This window comes from Sphaerospermopsis sp. FACHB-1194, from assembly GCF_014696235.1.
GTDB lineage: Bacteria > Cyanobacteriota > Cyanobacteriia > Cyanobacteriales > Nostocaceae > Sphaerospermopsis > Sphaerospermopsis kisseleviana.
Genome location: NZ_JACJPU010000007.1, coordinates 75,699 through 90,441 on the forward strand (window position 1 = coordinate 75,699; position 14,743 = coordinate 90,441).

Annotated in this window: 13 protein-coding genes; 6 read left to right on the forward strand and 7 right to left on the reverse strand. The window is 36.9% G+C overall.

The genetic code is table 11. The features are described 5' to 3' along the window. The first annotated feature begins 84 nt into the window (after positions 1–84). The gene (locus H6F45_RS06310; protein WP_096572842.1) at positions 85–459 is read left to right on the forward strand and encodes an NINE protein; all 375 of its coding nucleotides are present in this window, start codon (positions 85–87) and stop codon (positions 457–459) included. A 45-nt stretch (positions 460–504) separates the two neighbouring features. Continuing rightward, positions 505–1,035, forward strand: a complete 531-nt coding sequence (locus tag H6F45_RS06315) for a ComEA family DNA-binding protein (protein ID WP_137666073.1) — start codon at positions 505–507, stop codon at positions 1,033–1,035. 417 nt (positions 1,036–1,452) lie between these two features. Here the strand turns inward: H6F45_RS06315 and lepB are convergent, their stop codons facing one another. Both lepB and grpE read right to left on the reverse strand, forming a co-directional pair. Continuing rightward, positions 1,453–2,028: a signal peptidase I gene (gene lepB / locus H6F45_RS06320; protein ID WP_096571861.1), complete on the reverse strand. Its 576-nt coding sequence runs from the start codon at positions 2,026–2,028 to the stop codon at positions 1,453–1,455. 121 nt (positions 2,029–2,149) lie between these two features. Next, a complete protein-coding gene (grpE, locus tag H6F45_RS06325; RefSeq protein ID WP_190346802.1) occupies positions 2,150–2,575 on the reverse strand; it encodes a nucleotide exchange factor GrpE in 426 nt (141 codons plus the stop codon). Positions 2,576–2,607: 32 nt separating this feature from the next. On the opposite strand from grpE, the gene H6F45_RS06330 reads away from it, so the two are divergent. Both H6F45_RS06330 and crtO read left to right on the forward strand, forming a co-directional pair. Further along, the gene (locus H6F45_RS06330; RefSeq protein WP_347237713.1) at positions 2,608–3,399 is read left to right on the forward strand and encodes a DUF2993 domain-containing protein; all 792 of its coding nucleotides are present in this window, start codon (positions 2,608–2,610) and stop codon (positions 3,397–3,399) included. Between the two features lie 109 nt (positions 3,400–3,508). Beyond that, complete coding sequence (gene crtO, locus H6F45_RS06335) at positions 3,509–5,212, forward strand: beta-carotene ketolase CrtO (RefSeq protein WP_190346804.1); 1,704 nt, start codon at positions 3,509–3,511, stop codon at positions 5,210–5,212. 185 nt (positions 5,213–5,397) lie between these two features. Here the strand turns inward: crtO and H6F45_RS06340 are convergent, their stop codons facing one another. The 4 genes from H6F45_RS06340 to hpnA form a co-directional block, all read right to left on the reverse strand. Beyond that, positions 5,398–5,769 (reverse strand): DUF2237 domain-containing protein, encoded by a 372-nt coding sequence (locus tag H6F45_RS06340; RefSeq protein ID WP_190346768.1) that lies wholly within the window; start codon positions 5,767–5,769, stop codon positions 5,398–5,400. A 100-nt stretch (positions 5,770–5,869) separates the two neighbouring features. Then, entirely contained in the window at positions 5,870–6,340 is a 471-nt protein-coding gene (locus H6F45_RS06345) for a DUF29 domain-containing protein (protein ID WP_096571866.1), read from the reverse strand. Between the two features lie 219 nt (positions 6,341–6,559). Further along, on the reverse strand, positions 6,560–7,576 hold the full coding sequence (gene hpnH / locus H6F45_RS06350; protein WP_096571867.1) for an adenosyl-hopene transferase HpnH: 1,017 nt from the start codon (positions 7,574–7,576) through the stop codon (positions 6,560–6,562). Positions 7,577–7,643: 67 nt separating this feature from the next. After that, on the reverse strand, positions 7,644–8,627 hold the full coding sequence (gene hpnA, locus H6F45_RS06355) for a hopanoid-associated sugar epimerase (RefSeq protein WP_190346769.1): 984 nt from the start codon (positions 8,625–8,627) through the stop codon (positions 7,644–7,646). Between the two features lie 129 nt (positions 8,628–8,756). On the opposite strand from hpnA, the gene H6F45_RS06360 reads away from it, so the two are divergent. Both H6F45_RS06360 and H6F45_RS06365 read left to right on the forward strand, forming a co-directional pair. Next, positions 8,757–9,863 (forward strand): DUF262 domain-containing protein, encoded by a 1,107-nt coding sequence (locus H6F45_RS06360; RefSeq protein WP_190346770.1) that lies wholly within the window; start codon positions 8,757–8,759, stop codon positions 9,861–9,863. Next, positions 9,860–10,507, forward strand: a complete 648-nt coding sequence (locus H6F45_RS06365; protein ID WP_190346771.1) for an MAE_28990/MAE_18760 family HEPN-like nuclease — start codon at positions 9,860–9,862, stop codon at positions 10,505–10,507. The genes H6F45_RS06360 and H6F45_RS06365 overlap by 4 nt, the downstream gene beginning before the upstream one ends. 388 nt (positions 10,508–10,895) lie before the next feature. Here the strand turns inward: H6F45_RS06365 and H6F45_RS06370 are convergent, their stop codons facing one another. Next, positions 10,896–14,354 (reverse strand): class I SAM-dependent DNA methyltransferase, encoded by a 3,459-nt coding sequence (locus H6F45_RS06370; RefSeq protein ID WP_190346772.1) that lies wholly within the window; start codon positions 14,352–14,354, stop codon positions 10,896–10,898. Between the last annotated feature and the right edge of the window lie 389 nt (positions 14,355–14,743).

Sequence of the window (14,743 nt, forward strand, 5' to 3'; positions counted from 1 at the left end):
ATCAATTGATTCCAGGAATTTAGTAATTTACTATTATAGATGTCTGATTTTTATAATTTTAGTAGTTGGAGCTTGAGAAGGATGATATTAACGAAACGGAAGAGTAGAAGCATTGCTGCTATTTTAGCTTTTTCTGGCACACTAACAATTTCAGGTTTACATAAATTTTACTTGGGACAGCCATTATGGGGAATTTTGTATGTATTGTTATCTTGGACACCAATTCCCAAAGTAGCTAGTGCTATAGAAGGGGTTTGGTATTTAGCGCAAGATGAAGAAGCTTTTGACCGAAACTTTAATTTTGGGAAGTCGGCAGTTAAAGTTTCACCACAGGTCAGTAATCAAGTAGAATCGGTAGCTAATGCCTTACGTGAGTTAGATGCTTTGCGCCAAGATGGCTTAATTTCTGAGTATGAATTTGAGCAAAAGCGCCGTCAGATGTTAGACCAGATTTCTTGATGTAATTAATATTTGTCTATAAATTCGGCGAAGTTTTACAATACCATGATAAACTGGCTACCTTTAAATCTCAAATTACAAAAACTCCGAGCTAAACTGCTCAATGATCCCTATTATCGTCTACAATCTGGGGCAGAAATTCAGATGGCCGTACAACTGGGGATGCGTATTGATGCTAATCAAGCGACTGTAGATGATTGGTTACGTTTGCCAGGGTTATCTATTCATCAAGGGCGATCGCTCGTAGAACTATCACGTTCAGGTGTTAAATTTTATTGTATTGAAGATATAGCAGCGGCTTTGAGTGTTCCTGTACAAAGGCTAGAACCACTGAAACCACTGTTAAATTTTAGCTACTATGATGATGGATCTCTCGCTAATACTACGCAAGTAAATCCCAATACCGCAACGGTAGAGAGTCTGGCGAAAATTCCATTGATAGATTTGTCTCTAGCTGAAGCGGTAGTGCAAAATCGCCTCACTGCTGGTTATTACCGTAACTTGGTTGATTTTCAGCAACGGTTAGGACTGTCAGGTGAGGCGATCGCTCAATTAATGTATTATCTGCGGTTTTAGGTAGGAGGTAGGAGGCAGGAGGCAGGAGGCAGAAGGCAGGAGTTTTTTATTTTGGATTTTGGATTTTGGATTTTGGATTGTTTTTGTGATCTCCAATCTAAAATCTAAAATCTAAAATCTAAAATTTTCTTCCCCAGTCCCCAGTCACCAGTCACCAGTCACCAGTCCCCAGTCCCCAGTCCCCAGTCCCCAGTCCCCAGTCCCCAGTCACCAGTCACCAGTCACCAGTCACCAGTCCCCAGTCACCAGTCCCCAGTCACCAGTCCCCAGTCCCCAGTCACCAGTCCCCAGTCCCCAGTCACCAGTCACCAGTCACCAGTCCCCAGTCACCAGTCCCCAGTCCCCAGTCCCCAGTCCCCAGTCCCCAGTCACCAGTCCCCAGTCACCAGTCCCCAGTCCCCAGTCCCCAGTCCCCAGTCACAAAATTAACCCGATACGGTCTAAAGGCCAGAAGCGAAAGGTAGCACGGCCAATGAGATTTTGCTGAGGTAAAAAGCCCCAGTATCGGGAGTCATTACTATCGTTGCGGTTGTCTCCCATCACGAAAAATTCATCTTCTGGGATTTTTACGGTTGGAAATGGCTGATTTGGTGGTTCGGCAATGTAATCTTCTTGTAAAGGCTGACCGTTGAGGTAAACTTTACCATTCGCTACACTAATTACCTCTCCTGGCCTACCAATAATACGCTTGATAAAGGCTTGGTTTTTGTCATATCCACGACGTTGTAATTCTGGTGGTGTTTGAAAAACGACAATATCGCCTGTTTCGGGAGGATGAAAACGGTAAGATACTTTTTCCACTACTAAGCGATCGCCTATGTGTAAGGTGGGGTACATTGATTCTGATGGTATTAATCGGGGTTCGGCGATAAATGTCCTGATTAGTAATGCTAAAGTTAGTGCGATCGCTATTAAAGTCAGGTTTTCTTGCCAACCACGCCATGTTTTTGCAGATGTGGAAGTTTCTGTAATATTACTTTCTTGCGGCTTCATAGTATTTTGATGATTGTGACTCTCAAGGTATAATTATTAGTAATTTTGGTTCTGTACGAACCCATACCATTGACACTCCCCTGCCTAAAGGCGAGGGGATTCTACATTCGCAGACTCGCCATTAGACGACAGGCTTCGCCGTAATTACTTCTTTCGGACGGATAATTTTTTCACCCCAACGAAAACCACGACGGACTATTTTTGTAATTGTTTGGTCTGGGACATCAGTTCTTTCTTCTCGATCTACTACACGACATAGGTTAAAATCTGGTTCTTGACTTTCTAATTCTATAGGTATAAGTTGACGTTTTCCTAATACGCTGAGAAATTTACGATTAACTGCGGAAACAGAACGGGGTAAGCGTTCAATAAATTCTGGACTGGGGTTAGGGTTATTTTCCAGATAATCTAATAAAGCTCTCAGTGCTTTAGCAATAACATCTACCGGATAGGGTTTAGCAGTGCTAAACCCCCACTCCTGACTCCTGACTCCTTGATTAAATCTACTAATGAGTTTATGTCTGACTATAGATACTCTTTTGATGATTCAGAGGCTAGATTAGCAAGTAATAACACATTGTGAGAATAAAAATTTTTATGCCTGAACAGCCGTTTGTACAAAAAAAGTTTGAAGAAAAATTATTAGCTCAGGCAGCCCAAAGCAGATTAACTGAAGAATTAGATGAATCAGAAAAAATAGATGTAGACATACAAACAGATATTGGTAAAATAATTCAGGGAAAAGTAGACGGGGTTGCTATAGCTGGTCAAGGATTAGTGATTAGGGAAAAAATCCGTGTTCAAGAAATTAAACTGCAAACAGATACCATTGCTGTCAATCCTTTTAGTGCCATATTTGGGCAGATTAAACTTAATGAACCAGTAAATGCGATCGCCCATGTTGTCATGGAAGAAACTGATATTAACTTAGCTTTAACTTCAGAAATAATTCGCAGCTTAGTGCAAAAATTCCAGCTAGATGTAGATGGAAAAATTGTCAAATTTGAACCCCAAGAAATGCAGGTTTTTCTACCTGCTGATGAGACCTTAGAATTTCAAGGTAAAATTTGGCTCAAAGAACAGGGAAACAGTCACATTTTAGGATATCATGCTATAGCTCATCCCCGCACCCAAACAAAACCTGCCATGTTAGAGAGTTTTCGTTGTACCCAAGGTGAAGGAATTAGAATAGAATTAATTACTGCAGCCATGCAAAAAGTTAAAGAAATTCTCAATTTACCATACTTTGAATGGGAAGATATGATATTTTATATTAGAGATATGCAAGTCAAAAAGGGTCAATTAATACTCATGCTCGCAGCCCATGTTAAACAACTTCCTTCAGAAGAAACCTTACAAAATCTTAATTAAGTTGCACAGCAATCTTATATTCCCAGTGAGGATTCAAAATACAGAATCCTACAAAACGCCCCTACTTCGCCCCTACGACTCCTGACTCCTTATAGAAGTTTATGATCAAATAAAAAACATGAAAGAATATGATGTTGTAATTATTGGCGCAGGACACAATGGTTTAGTGTGTGCTGCTTATTTACTCAAAGCAGGTTATAGCGTCCTGCTACTAGAAAAACGTTCTGTTCCCGGTGGTGCGGCCACAACAGAAGAATGTATCCCAGACAAAGCACCAGGGTTTAAATTTAACCTCTGTGCTATTGACCATGAATTTATTCATCTCGGTCCAGTTGTTCAGGAATTAGAACTAGAAAAATATGGATTAGAATATCTAGAATGTGACCCAGTTGTTTTTTGTCCCCATCCCGATGGGAAATATTTTTTAGCCCATAAATCATTAGAAAAAACCTGTGCAGAAATAGCCAGGTATAATGAAAGAGATGCTAAAAAATATGCCGAGTTTACACATTATTGGCAACGGGCAATTAACGCCATGATGCCCATGTTCAACGCTCCACCCAAATCAATTATAGATATATTCGGTAACTACAACCTGCAAAAATTCAAAGATTTATTTTCTGTCATTGGTTCTACCCAAAAAAGTTTAGATTTTGTGCGAACAATGCTCACCAGTGCAGAAGATATTTTAAATGAATGGTTTGATGAAGAATTTCTCAAAGCACCACTTTCTAGACTAGCATCAGAACTAGGAGCGCCACCATCACAGAAAAACCTGGCCATAGGTGTAATGATGATGTCTATGCGTCATCATCCAGGAATGACTAGACCCCGTGGAGGAACAGGTGCATTAGTCAAAGCATTAGTGAATTTGGTAACAGCAAAAGGCGGCGAAATTCTCACAGATCAGCAAGTAGAAAAAGTCTTAATTGATGATGGTAAAGCCGTAGGTGTACGGGTTGCCAATGGTGAAGAATATCGGGCAAAATATGGAGTAATTTCTAATATTGATGCCAAAAGATTATTTTTACAATTGATAGATGCTCAAGAAGTAGATGATGCTGATCCAGAATTACGAGACAGATTAGAAAGGCGCATAGTTAATAATAATGAAACTATCTTAAAGATAGATTTAGCATTAGATGAACCCTTGCGTTTTCCTTACCATGAACATAAAGACGAATATCTCATTGGTTCAATTTTAATTGCAGATTCCATGAATCATGTAGAACAGGCGCATAGTAAATGTACAATCGGAGAAATTCCTGATAGTGATCCCTCAATGTATTTAGTGATGCCTAGCTTTCTTGATCCGACTTTAGCACCACCAGGAAAACATACAGTTTGGATTGAATTTTTTGCCCCTTATCAAATTTCTGGAGCAGAAGGTACAGGTTTAAAAGGTACAGGTTGGACTGATGAATTGAAAAATAAAGTTGCAGATAAAGTAGTTGATAAACTAGCAACTTACGCTCCCAATGTGAAAAATGCAACTATCGCTAGAAGGGTAGAAAGTCCAGCAGAATTAGGAGAAAGATTAGGGGCTTATAAAGGCAATTATTACCATATTGATATGACATTAGATCAAATGGTATTTTTTAGACCTTTACCAGAATTAGCAAATTATAAAACCCCCATTGATAACCTGTTTTTAACAGGTGCAGGTACTCATCCCGGTGGTTCAATTTCAGGAATGCCAGGACGTAATTGTGCGAGAGTATTTTTGCAGTCCAAACACCCAATTACTCAGACTTTAAAGGATGCTGGAAATTCAATTAAGTCTACCGTTGGTTCTGTATTTGGTATTAGTTAAGTAGGGTTTGCTGAAAAAGTTATCTCTGAGTGGCCAGGAGTATGGCTAACACCACGCTACGCTATCAGCAAACCCTATCTAGGTTTTACATTTATTCAGCAAGCCCTAATTAAATAATAACCTGATCCCCGACTTTTCAAAGATCAAAGAGGTTGGGGATCTATATCTATTGAATGGAAAAAAAGCTAATTACGAATTACCCCATGCTTTTGTAAATCTTCTAAATTACAAACTTCCAAAGCTCTAGAGTGGGTAGCTTCCAAAACAACAGGAGGTGCAACACCCGCTTCTAAAGCTTCTTGCCATCTGGCAGCACATAAACACCAACAATCTCCAGGTTTTAAACCAGGAAAATTAAAATAGGGTACAGGTGTGCTTAAATCATTGCCTTGGGATTTTGTATATTCTAAAAATTCTGCTGTTACTTGAGCGCAAACAACGTGCATTCCAAAATCTTGCCCTCCTGTGTTACAAAAACCATCGCGGTAATATCCAGTCATGGGAGATGTGCAGCAAAGTTCTAATTTTGTACCGAGTACGTTTTTAGCTTCTGTCATTTTTGGAGATTGTGTAGGTTTTCAGATATATATGTACATATATTCTACAAATAATAATCAGCAGCGGATATTTTATATATGTAACTGATTTTTTAAGTAATTATTCGTCAGAGTGAGGATAAAAGTCTAGGTCTAAAATTTGATTGAGAGCAAAAGGACAAGCGATCGCAAATTTCTCCTCTGATAAACCAGTTTCCACCATTGCCTCTTTTCGCGCTCTTTGATAAGTAGCGTTTATCCATTCATCATCAGTTAAAAACCGTCGTAAACTGGGACTTTCTGCCAATAATTCATCTAAATTCAATCGTTCACGGGTAATGGTTACTTGCCAACTTTTACTACGACGTTCAGGCTGATATTTCCACTTTAGCAGGTGTGATAACACCAACCTTAAAGCACTCTGTAACGCTCGCTGTTGACTCTTACCCAAATCTACCACTTCCTCAATTAAATTTTCTAAATCTAATGCTTCCCACTGTTGCGATCGCAAAATTTCTGCGGTCTGTTCTACCCAAGCAAAAAAATCTTGTCCATAAAGAGTTTGTAAAATTTGGAGTTCTTGGGTCTTCATGGTATTCCTGTTTTTTCATCCTGTGCATCCTTTCTTATTTTATCATATTGCTCCTTTAATGCTCCTAATCCTGATTCATAAACTGATTCATAAAATTTCTATTGTCAAAATCAGGATTGACTATTTTTTCAGATTAACAAGATTCAGTATTAATAAATTCATCCTTCATCCTGTAAATCCTATAATCTTGTTCATCCTGATTCTGACATTCTCAACTTATCATCTACCAAAAACAGTAGTCAAAGAACGAGCTATATTTTGCGGTTGCATCGCATCCATCGCTGCGGTTGGTTCATAACCACAATGCACCATACAATCAGCACATTTAGGATTACCACTAGCGCGTCCGTACTTACTCCAATCAGTCTCATCTAACAATTCTTGGAAAGTTTGATAATAACCTTCATTCAACAAATAACAAGGTTTTTGCCAACCCAAAACACTATAACTAGGACTACCCCAAGGAGTACATTCATAGTCTTTTTCTCCAATGAGAAAATCTAAAAATAATGGGTTGTGATTAAAGTTCCAGTTTTTCTTCCCAGATGTGTAAGGTGCAAGAATTTCTCTAAATAAAGCGCGGGTTTGTTCTTTTTGCAGAAAATGATCTTGATCTGGTGCCCATTCATAACTGTAACCAGGGGAAATCATCATTCCATCAACTTTTAAAGTATCGAGAAAATCAAAAAATTCCTGCATTTCTTTGACATCACAACCTTCAAAAATAGTCGAGTTTGTAGTCACACGAAAACCTTTAGATTTAGCAGCGCGGATCGCTTGCACAGCAACATCAAAAACGCCTTTTCTGTCTACACATTTATCATGCCATTCCCGCATTCCATCAAGATGAACACTGAAAGTTAGATAAGGAGAAGGTTGAAATTTATGGAGACTCTTTTCTAACAACAAACCATTGGTACACAAGTAAACATATTTCTTGCGTTCTACTAAACCTTTAACAATTTCATCAATTTGTGGATGTAATAATGGTTCTCCTCCAGGAATAGAAACCACAGGTGCGCCACATTCTTCTACAGCTGCAAAACATTGTTCTGGGGTCAGATTTTGTTTGAGAACTTCTGTAGGATGTTGGATTTTTCCACAACCAGAACAAGCTAAGTTACATCTAAATAAAGGTTCTAACATTAAAACCAGAGGGAAGCGTTTACGTCCTAACAGACGTTGTTTAACTAAATATTTACCGATGTCTATAGCTTGTTGTACATTAATCGCCATTTAACTATTCTCCTCTCTTGATAACACCACATCGTTTGTAGTCAGCACTTAAGTGCTGACTACGAACTTATTTGACATAACCATTAGCAACAAACCAATCAACAGCGTCCTTGAGTGCTACCTTCAGAGAAGACTGAGGTAGACTAAGTTCGCGGATGGCCTTGGAAGCATCATAATACATTGGTTGCTGTGCCATGCGAACACCATCTATAGGAACTGTGGGGGTTTTTCCCATAGGTGCAAGAATTTTCTCTTCTATCCAAGCAACACTCAATGGTAAAAAAGCGGGAACTGATACTTGCGGTGCTTTTATTCCGGTGATATCAGATAGTATTTCTAGCAGTTGTTTGAGACTGAGATTTTGATGTCCGAGAATATAGCGATCGCCTGTTTTTCCTTTTTCTAAAGCTAGTAAATGTCCCTTAGCTACATCTCGCACATCAATAAAGTTCAAACCAGTATCCACATAAGCCGGCATTTGTCGTCGCAAAAACCGCAGAATAATATCTCCGGTGGGTGTGGGTTTAATATCCAATGGTCCTATAGGACTGCTAGGATTAACTATCACTATATCTTGACCTTGTTTTGCTGCTTCTTTTGCGGCTTGTTCAGCTAGGAATTTAGACTTTTTATAGTCTCCCACTAACTTCTCTACTGGACTCTGATGGTTTTCATCCACAACTTTACCCGATTTTCCTACTCCAATAGCTGCGACGGAACTGGTATAAACTGTGCGTTCAATTCCCGCTTTTTGCGCTGCTGCTAAAATATTCCTTGTACCTTCCACATTATGACGATACAGTAAATCGCGGTCTTTTTGCCACAGGGAATAATGGGCAGCTACATGAAACAGATAATTACAACCTTGCATCTGTTTCCAGATATTGGGATCATTTAAATCACTTTTGACAATATCTATTTCTAAACTCCGTAAATTTCCCAGGTTACTACTTCGACGTACTAAAGCCGTAACTTTGTATCCTGATTCTAATAGCGATCGCACTACATGAGAACCAATAAACCCCGTACCACCAGTCACAAAAGCCCGCATTGAATCACCCTTTGTTACTCAGTATTTGATTATCCATATATCTGGACAAGTTGCCAGAGTTTTTTGTTTTCGCAAAATCCGTTAATGATAAGATTATTATATGTACTAACGGTTATATCACTTTAAACTATGTCCCTACAAGAAGAAATTGACAAAATAAGCCAAGAAATTCGGACAGATGACTACTCAATGTCTATTGGAGAATGGATGAGTCTTTATCAGAGTAATGAGATTGATATTAATCCAGATTTCCAAAGATTTTTTCGCTGGTCAGATCATCAAAAATCAACTTTTATCGAATCAATTTTGTTAGGTATACCAATTCCACCAATTTTTGTCAGTGAAAGAGATGATGGTGTTTGGGATATTGTGGATGGTGTTCAAAGACTATCAACAATATATGAATTTACGGGTCTTCTTAAAAAAAATGAACAAGAAGAAAATACTGATCCAGTTGCTTTACAGAAAACCACATATTTACCATCTTTAGAAGGTAAAAAATGGGATGATCCAAATGATGAAAAGAATTCTCTGACCCAAACACAACGTTTATTGATTAGGAGAGCAAAAATTGGTGTCAATATCGTTAAAAAAGAAAGCGATCCAATGATTAAATATGAGCTATTTCAGAGACTAAATACAGGAGGATCACTTGCCACACCCCAAGAAGTAAGAAATTGTATCCTTTTGATGTTAAACAAGAATTTATACGAATTGATGCTCTCACTTGCCAACTATGAACCCTTCATAAACTGTATTTCTTTGAGTGATAGGCTTAAAGAAGAACGGTATGATATGGAATTAGTCTTGCGTTTTATTCTGCTATTTGATCAGGATGTGGAAATTAAAAAATTGGGTGACGATGTTAACGTTTTCCTAACAGATGAAATGCGGAAAATGGCTCTTAATCAAAACTTAGATTATAGCCATATAGAAACAGCATTTAAAAAAACATTTGATATCCTTAATCAAACCACAGGGGATAATAGTTTCAAAAGGTATAAATCTGAAGAAAACAGGTTTCTTGGTGGGTTTCTATTATCGTCCTATGAAGTAATAGCATTAGGAATTGGACACAACTATAAAAATTTACCTCCCATAAACCAAATATCTGATATTATCAAAAAAATTTGGTCAGATTCAACTTACAAAAAATGGTCAGGTGCAGGTGTAAATGGTGCAAGACGTTTACCCTATCTTATTCCCCTTGGTAGAGGAGTATTTTCTCCCTCATGAGCATCCGCACTGCTGAAAAACTAAGTGATATCCTTGCAACTGATCTTGCTTGGAGAAAAAAGGAACTGTCAGAAATAAAATCCTTAATAGAATTAAAAAATGTTTCTCCTCAAAGGCATAATGTATGTATTCGCAGTGGAATATGTATTTTATATGCTCATTGGGAGGGTTTTGTTAAATTAGCAGCTAATTCTTATCTGGAATATGTTGATATGCAAAGACTTCGTTATGATCAGCTTGCTAGTAATTTTCTAGCTTTAGCAATGAAAGAAAAACTCAAAGATGCCAAAGACACCAATAAACCATCATTATATATCCCTGTTTGTGACTTTTTTCTTTCCCAATTAAATACGAGATGTTCTTTACCCAAAAAAGCAATATCTACAGCTTCCAATCTTTCTTCTCAAGTTTTGAAGGACATCACTGATATTTTAGGATTAGATTTTTCATTATATTCTACTAAGTCAAAATTAATAGATGAAAGCCTCTTAAAATCTAGAAATGAAATAGCTCACGGTAACGATTTACTGGTTAGTAGAGAAAAATACATAGAATTACATACGGAAATTATCGCAATGTTAGATATGTTTAGCAATCAGATACAAAATGCTGCTGTTAATAAAGATTTTATGTTGAACAAATAAGTTCCGAATATTTTCCATAATCAATAAGATTTATTTATTAAATAACTTTTTTTAATAAGTTTTTTCAAAAAAAATTTTGTTTTTTCAGGGTTCAGGTCGCTGTCAGCGTGGTATGATAGTCATATTAATATAATGGAGTGTAAGCAAAATTTTTTTAAAGGCACGCATTCCCATTATCAGAGTATCGGTTCTAGGCTAAAAAGTCAACGGGGTTAGACCCCAAAAAACGAATTTTTTTTTCAAAATTTAATTTTTTTTTAATTTTTTGATGTCCTAAGAAATTGAAACGACTAAAATCCTGTAAATCCTAAAATCCTGGACATCCTGATTCTAACAAAAAAATTATAACACAAACAAACATTCTGTCAATCCTGATTCAGACATTTTACTATATTTCCACATATTGCCAGCGTTTGGTTGCTCCGGTTTCTCGACAGATTAAAATTCCAAACCATTCTAATCTTTCGACATTTTCAGCAATGGCATTTTTGTATTTTCCACCATTTTTGAATTGAGCAGCAATTTGATCCACAGTCCACTCGCTGGTATTGGTGCGGAGTAAGTCGCGGATAGCTGCAAGTTGGTCTTTTGGTTGTTTGGGAAATGTTTTTTGTTCGCTGGGAATAATGACGGTTGCTTCTGTTTCCATTACTTCCGTTAGCACTTTTTGAGTAACTTCGTTTGGTGCTTGATATTCGGGACGCAACCAGCGAACTATACCGTTACGTTCTTCTTCTGCACGTTCAGCATTGAGAGTAACTAAGCGTTCTAAGATAATTTCTTCAATTTCTGCTTTTGTTTTTTGATTATCTTTTAAATCTTGCCATTCATAAGCATCAAGAACCGCATTATCTAATTCATCATGAATTTGTTTGAGGGTGGAAACTAAGGCTTTATTATTATATGTTTTATCTGCGTCGGTAAATGTTTCACCTTTGCGGAGTTTTTCTAGCAGGTTATACATTCCTGTAATTGTGATTTCGGGATGTTGTGTTTGTACTCGTTTACGATGGGAGTCTAATCTTTCTCCTAATTCCCGGATTTTCTGTTTTTGTTCTGGTGTAGGATTTGGAAAAGGGAAAGGATCGAAAACAATTGATGGTTTCCAACGTCGTCTATCTTCTAAAGTAGGTCCAACCTGAAATACCCAAGTTTGATGAATAGCAGATTCTAAAACACCTAATATCCAAGCATCATCTGAAACAACAGAATAAAGTTGAACATCAGGAATAACGGAAGCATCAACAAAGGTAAATGGTTTAAATTTAGAAGTATCTGGAGTGACAATAAATCTATTTATACCTTCAATTGCTTTCCTTAATCCTGGTCTTTTTTCTCCAAATAACCACCAATTTTCTCTATTAGATTTTCTATTTTGTGTATCTCTTGATGGTTTAACAGTTAATAAAAGTCTCTGATACAACAAAGGGAATAACTGAGCAGCTTGATCTTTAGAAAATCCAAAGAAATCAATTATCCACTTGAGTTTAAATTGTTGAACCACATCACGTCCAATCATGTAAGGTTTGACAACAGATGGTAAATTATTAATATCTAAACCTAAATCATTTAATTCAGTTTCATCAATCCGAAATCCTGTACCTAAAGGTATGACACCCTGAAATGACATTTTTTCATTTGATTTTAGAGCTTTCATTGCTGTAATGTTTGCTCCAATTGTTAAATCAGGATGAATTAAACCCCGAACAGTATCAAATTCAATGATTGAAATTCCGTCTTCTTTTATCTCTTCAGTTTTTGTTTTTAATAAGTTTCCTGGAAATTCAATTTCTGGAACACCAACTGTCATCGCAATACGTACCGCAGCACCATCTTTTTCATCTATCCAAGGATGATCAGGAATTGCAAAAGATAAAGAAATTTTTTGATTTGAAAGATAATTATTTAAAATTTCTCGATTAAATGATTGAGTAATGCTGTTTGTAGTAATAAATCCAAAACTTTTAACTTTTTTATTGCTGATTAAATTTGCTGCTTGCTCCCACCAATACATGACAAAATCAACCGTATCAGGTACATTTGTGTATGTATTTCTTAAAGTTGCTACATATCCATCTTCTAAAACTTCTCTCATCCTCTTATTACCAATAAAAGGAGGATTAGAAACAATATAATCTGCATCTGGCCATATAGCAGGACGAGGATTAAGATAACGATAAATAGGAATTTGATCACTCGGATCTGGAACATCTTCACCCGTTACAGGATGCTTGATCATTTTTCCACCCCAGCGAGTTTTTACCTTACCCGTTTTAATATCAATATCTAATTCCTTACCATCATAATCTAACACCGCATCACGAAATTCAATGTTATGAAAATCCTGTAAAATTGGTTCTGGTGGTGGTGTACTTCCATAGCGTTTAAAATGCCATTGTAAATAACCAATCCAAATTACTAACTCTGCAATAGCGGCCGCTCTAGGATTAATTTCAATCCCTAAAAATTGCGATGGGTTTACCTGTTTTCTTCCTGCTAAACGCGGATCAAATTCTTCTAATAAATTCGTTGTCACCTTCCCCAAAACATCCAGCAAGCGCATTTGTACTTCCTGTTCCAATGTTTTCAGCAAGTCTAAAGTCACATACAAAAAGTTACCCGAACCACAAGCAGGATCAAGAATCCGAATTTGTTGTAATTTCTCTAAAAATGCCCGAATCTCATTTTCAGCTTTTTCTATTTGTGCTTTTGTCGGTTTTTGCTGTTTTTCTTTCAGAGTTAAAAATCGATCAACTTCCGATTCAACTAATAACCATTCTTCTCTTAAAGGTTCTATAACTACGGGACGCACCAACCGCTCAACATAGGATCGGGGTGTGTAATGCGCTCCTAAACTTTTACGTTCTTTACTATCTAAAGCTCTTTCTAATAATGTGCCAAAAATCGCCGGTTCTACCTCTGTCCAATCTTTATTTGCAGCTTCATACAGCACTTCTAACTGTTCTTTGGGTAAATCAAAAGCTGTCGCATCAGCAAAAAAACTACCATTAAATTGGGGAATTTCATCAAAGTTAAATCTACCCCCAGTATTCATGATATCCCAAAGGCTTTCAATATCTGTCTTAAACGTCTTCGGTTCAACTAACCAGCGTTCTTTTAATGCTTTAGTGAAAACTTCTCCTTTCAACAATTTCACATCTTCTGCAAACATCGTAAAAATGCAGCGCATGAGAAAATTAGCCACTTCTTGGGGTTGGTGTCCTTGTTTTTCTAACCACCGTGCTAATTTAGCTAAGGTATCTGCAACTTCTCTTGTTACCCGCGCTCGATATTTTTCCGGGTTTAAAGTTTGCGGATCATTAAATATCGCAACGAAACGATTAAATACTTTTTCATCTAAAAGCTGATCAAGATCAATTTTTTCCCGCGCACCATAACCACCATAGTTACCACTAAAACTCATCCACATTTCAAAATGTGAACCAATATCACAGGTAATTAAAAAGGGAGGTTTACTTGGTAGAAAAGGTGTATAACTTTGAGCTTGATAAAAAGCTTTTTCCATTGCGATATCGTAGGTTTTTGTCCCGCGTTTAGCAGTACCCCGTTTAGCTGTATTTCCCCCTTGTTTAGCTTCTATTAAAAAATGTCCTTCTTTGTAGAAGTCTGCAAAGTTGGTAGTTTCTCCATCTTTGTTAAATATCTTGATGTCTTTATCAAAACAATAGCGATCGCCTGTTATACTTCCTTTGGGTGCTGGACGTTCTACCGCCAAAGCATCACAAAGTTCTAAAAAGAAACCCTGATAATTTGCTCTCTCGTTACCCTGTGAACCTTTCCACTTTTTGAGGAATATTTCTACTCGTTGATGATCTTCACTTTTCATGGTAGTCTAGAATATTAATTACTGTTATGAATTAGGATTTTACAGGATTTTTGTCAGAATCAGGATATCCAGGATTTGAGGATTTTCAGGATGTAGTAAAAGAAAAAAACTGAAGTTTTACCCAATTCATAAGTTTGAATTATTGAAAATTAAAAATTAATAAGTTTTTCTTCAAAAAATCTTTTTTTTAGGTGTTGCCGTCGGGGTAAACGTGGTATGATAGTCATATTAATATAATGGAGCATAAGCAAAATTTTTTGTAAGACACACATTCCCATTATAAAAATATCAAGTCTAGACAAAAAAGTCAACGGGGTGAACCCCAAAAAACGAATTTTTTTTTCAAAATTTAATTTTTTTTAATTTTTTTGATGTTCTAAGAAATTGAA

Excerpts from the sequence above, each read along its gene's own strand:
- H6F45_RS06370 (WP_190346772.1), bottom strand. The coding sequence starts at position 14,354 with ATGAAAAGTGAAGATCATCAACGAGTAGAAATATTCCTCAAAAAGTGG.
- H6F45_RS06340 (WP_190346768.1), bottom strand. The coding sequence starts at position 5,769 with ATGACAGAAGCTAAAAACGTACTCGGTACAAAATTAGAACTTTGCTGC.
- hpnH (WP_096571867.1), bottom strand. The coding sequence starts at position 7,576 with ATGGCGATTAATGTACAACAAGCTATAGACATCGGTAAATATTTAGTT.
- lepB (WP_096571861.1), bottom strand. The coding sequence starts at position 2,028 with ATGAAGCCGCAAGAAAGTAATATTACAGAAACTTCCACATCTGCAAAA.
- H6F45_RS06315 (WP_137666073.1), top strand. The coding sequence starts at position 505 with ATGATAAACTGGCTACCTTTAAATCTCAAATTACAAAAACTCCGAGCT.
- H6F45_RS06360 (WP_190346770.1), top strand. The coding sequence starts at position 8,757 with ATGTCCCTACAAGAAGAAATTGACAAAATAAGCCAAGAAATTCGGACA.
- hpnA (WP_190346769.1), bottom strand. The coding sequence starts at position 8,627 with ATGCGGGCTTTTGTGACTGGTGGTACGGGGTTTATTGGTTCTCATGTA.
- H6F45_RS06365 (WP_190346771.1), top strand. The coding sequence starts at position 9,860 with ATGAGCATCCGCACTGCTGAAAAACTAAGTGATATCCTTGCAACTGAT.
- H6F45_RS06345 (WP_096571866.1), bottom strand. The coding sequence starts at position 6,340 with ATGAAGACCCAAGAACTCCAAATTTTACAAACTCTTTATGGACAAGAT.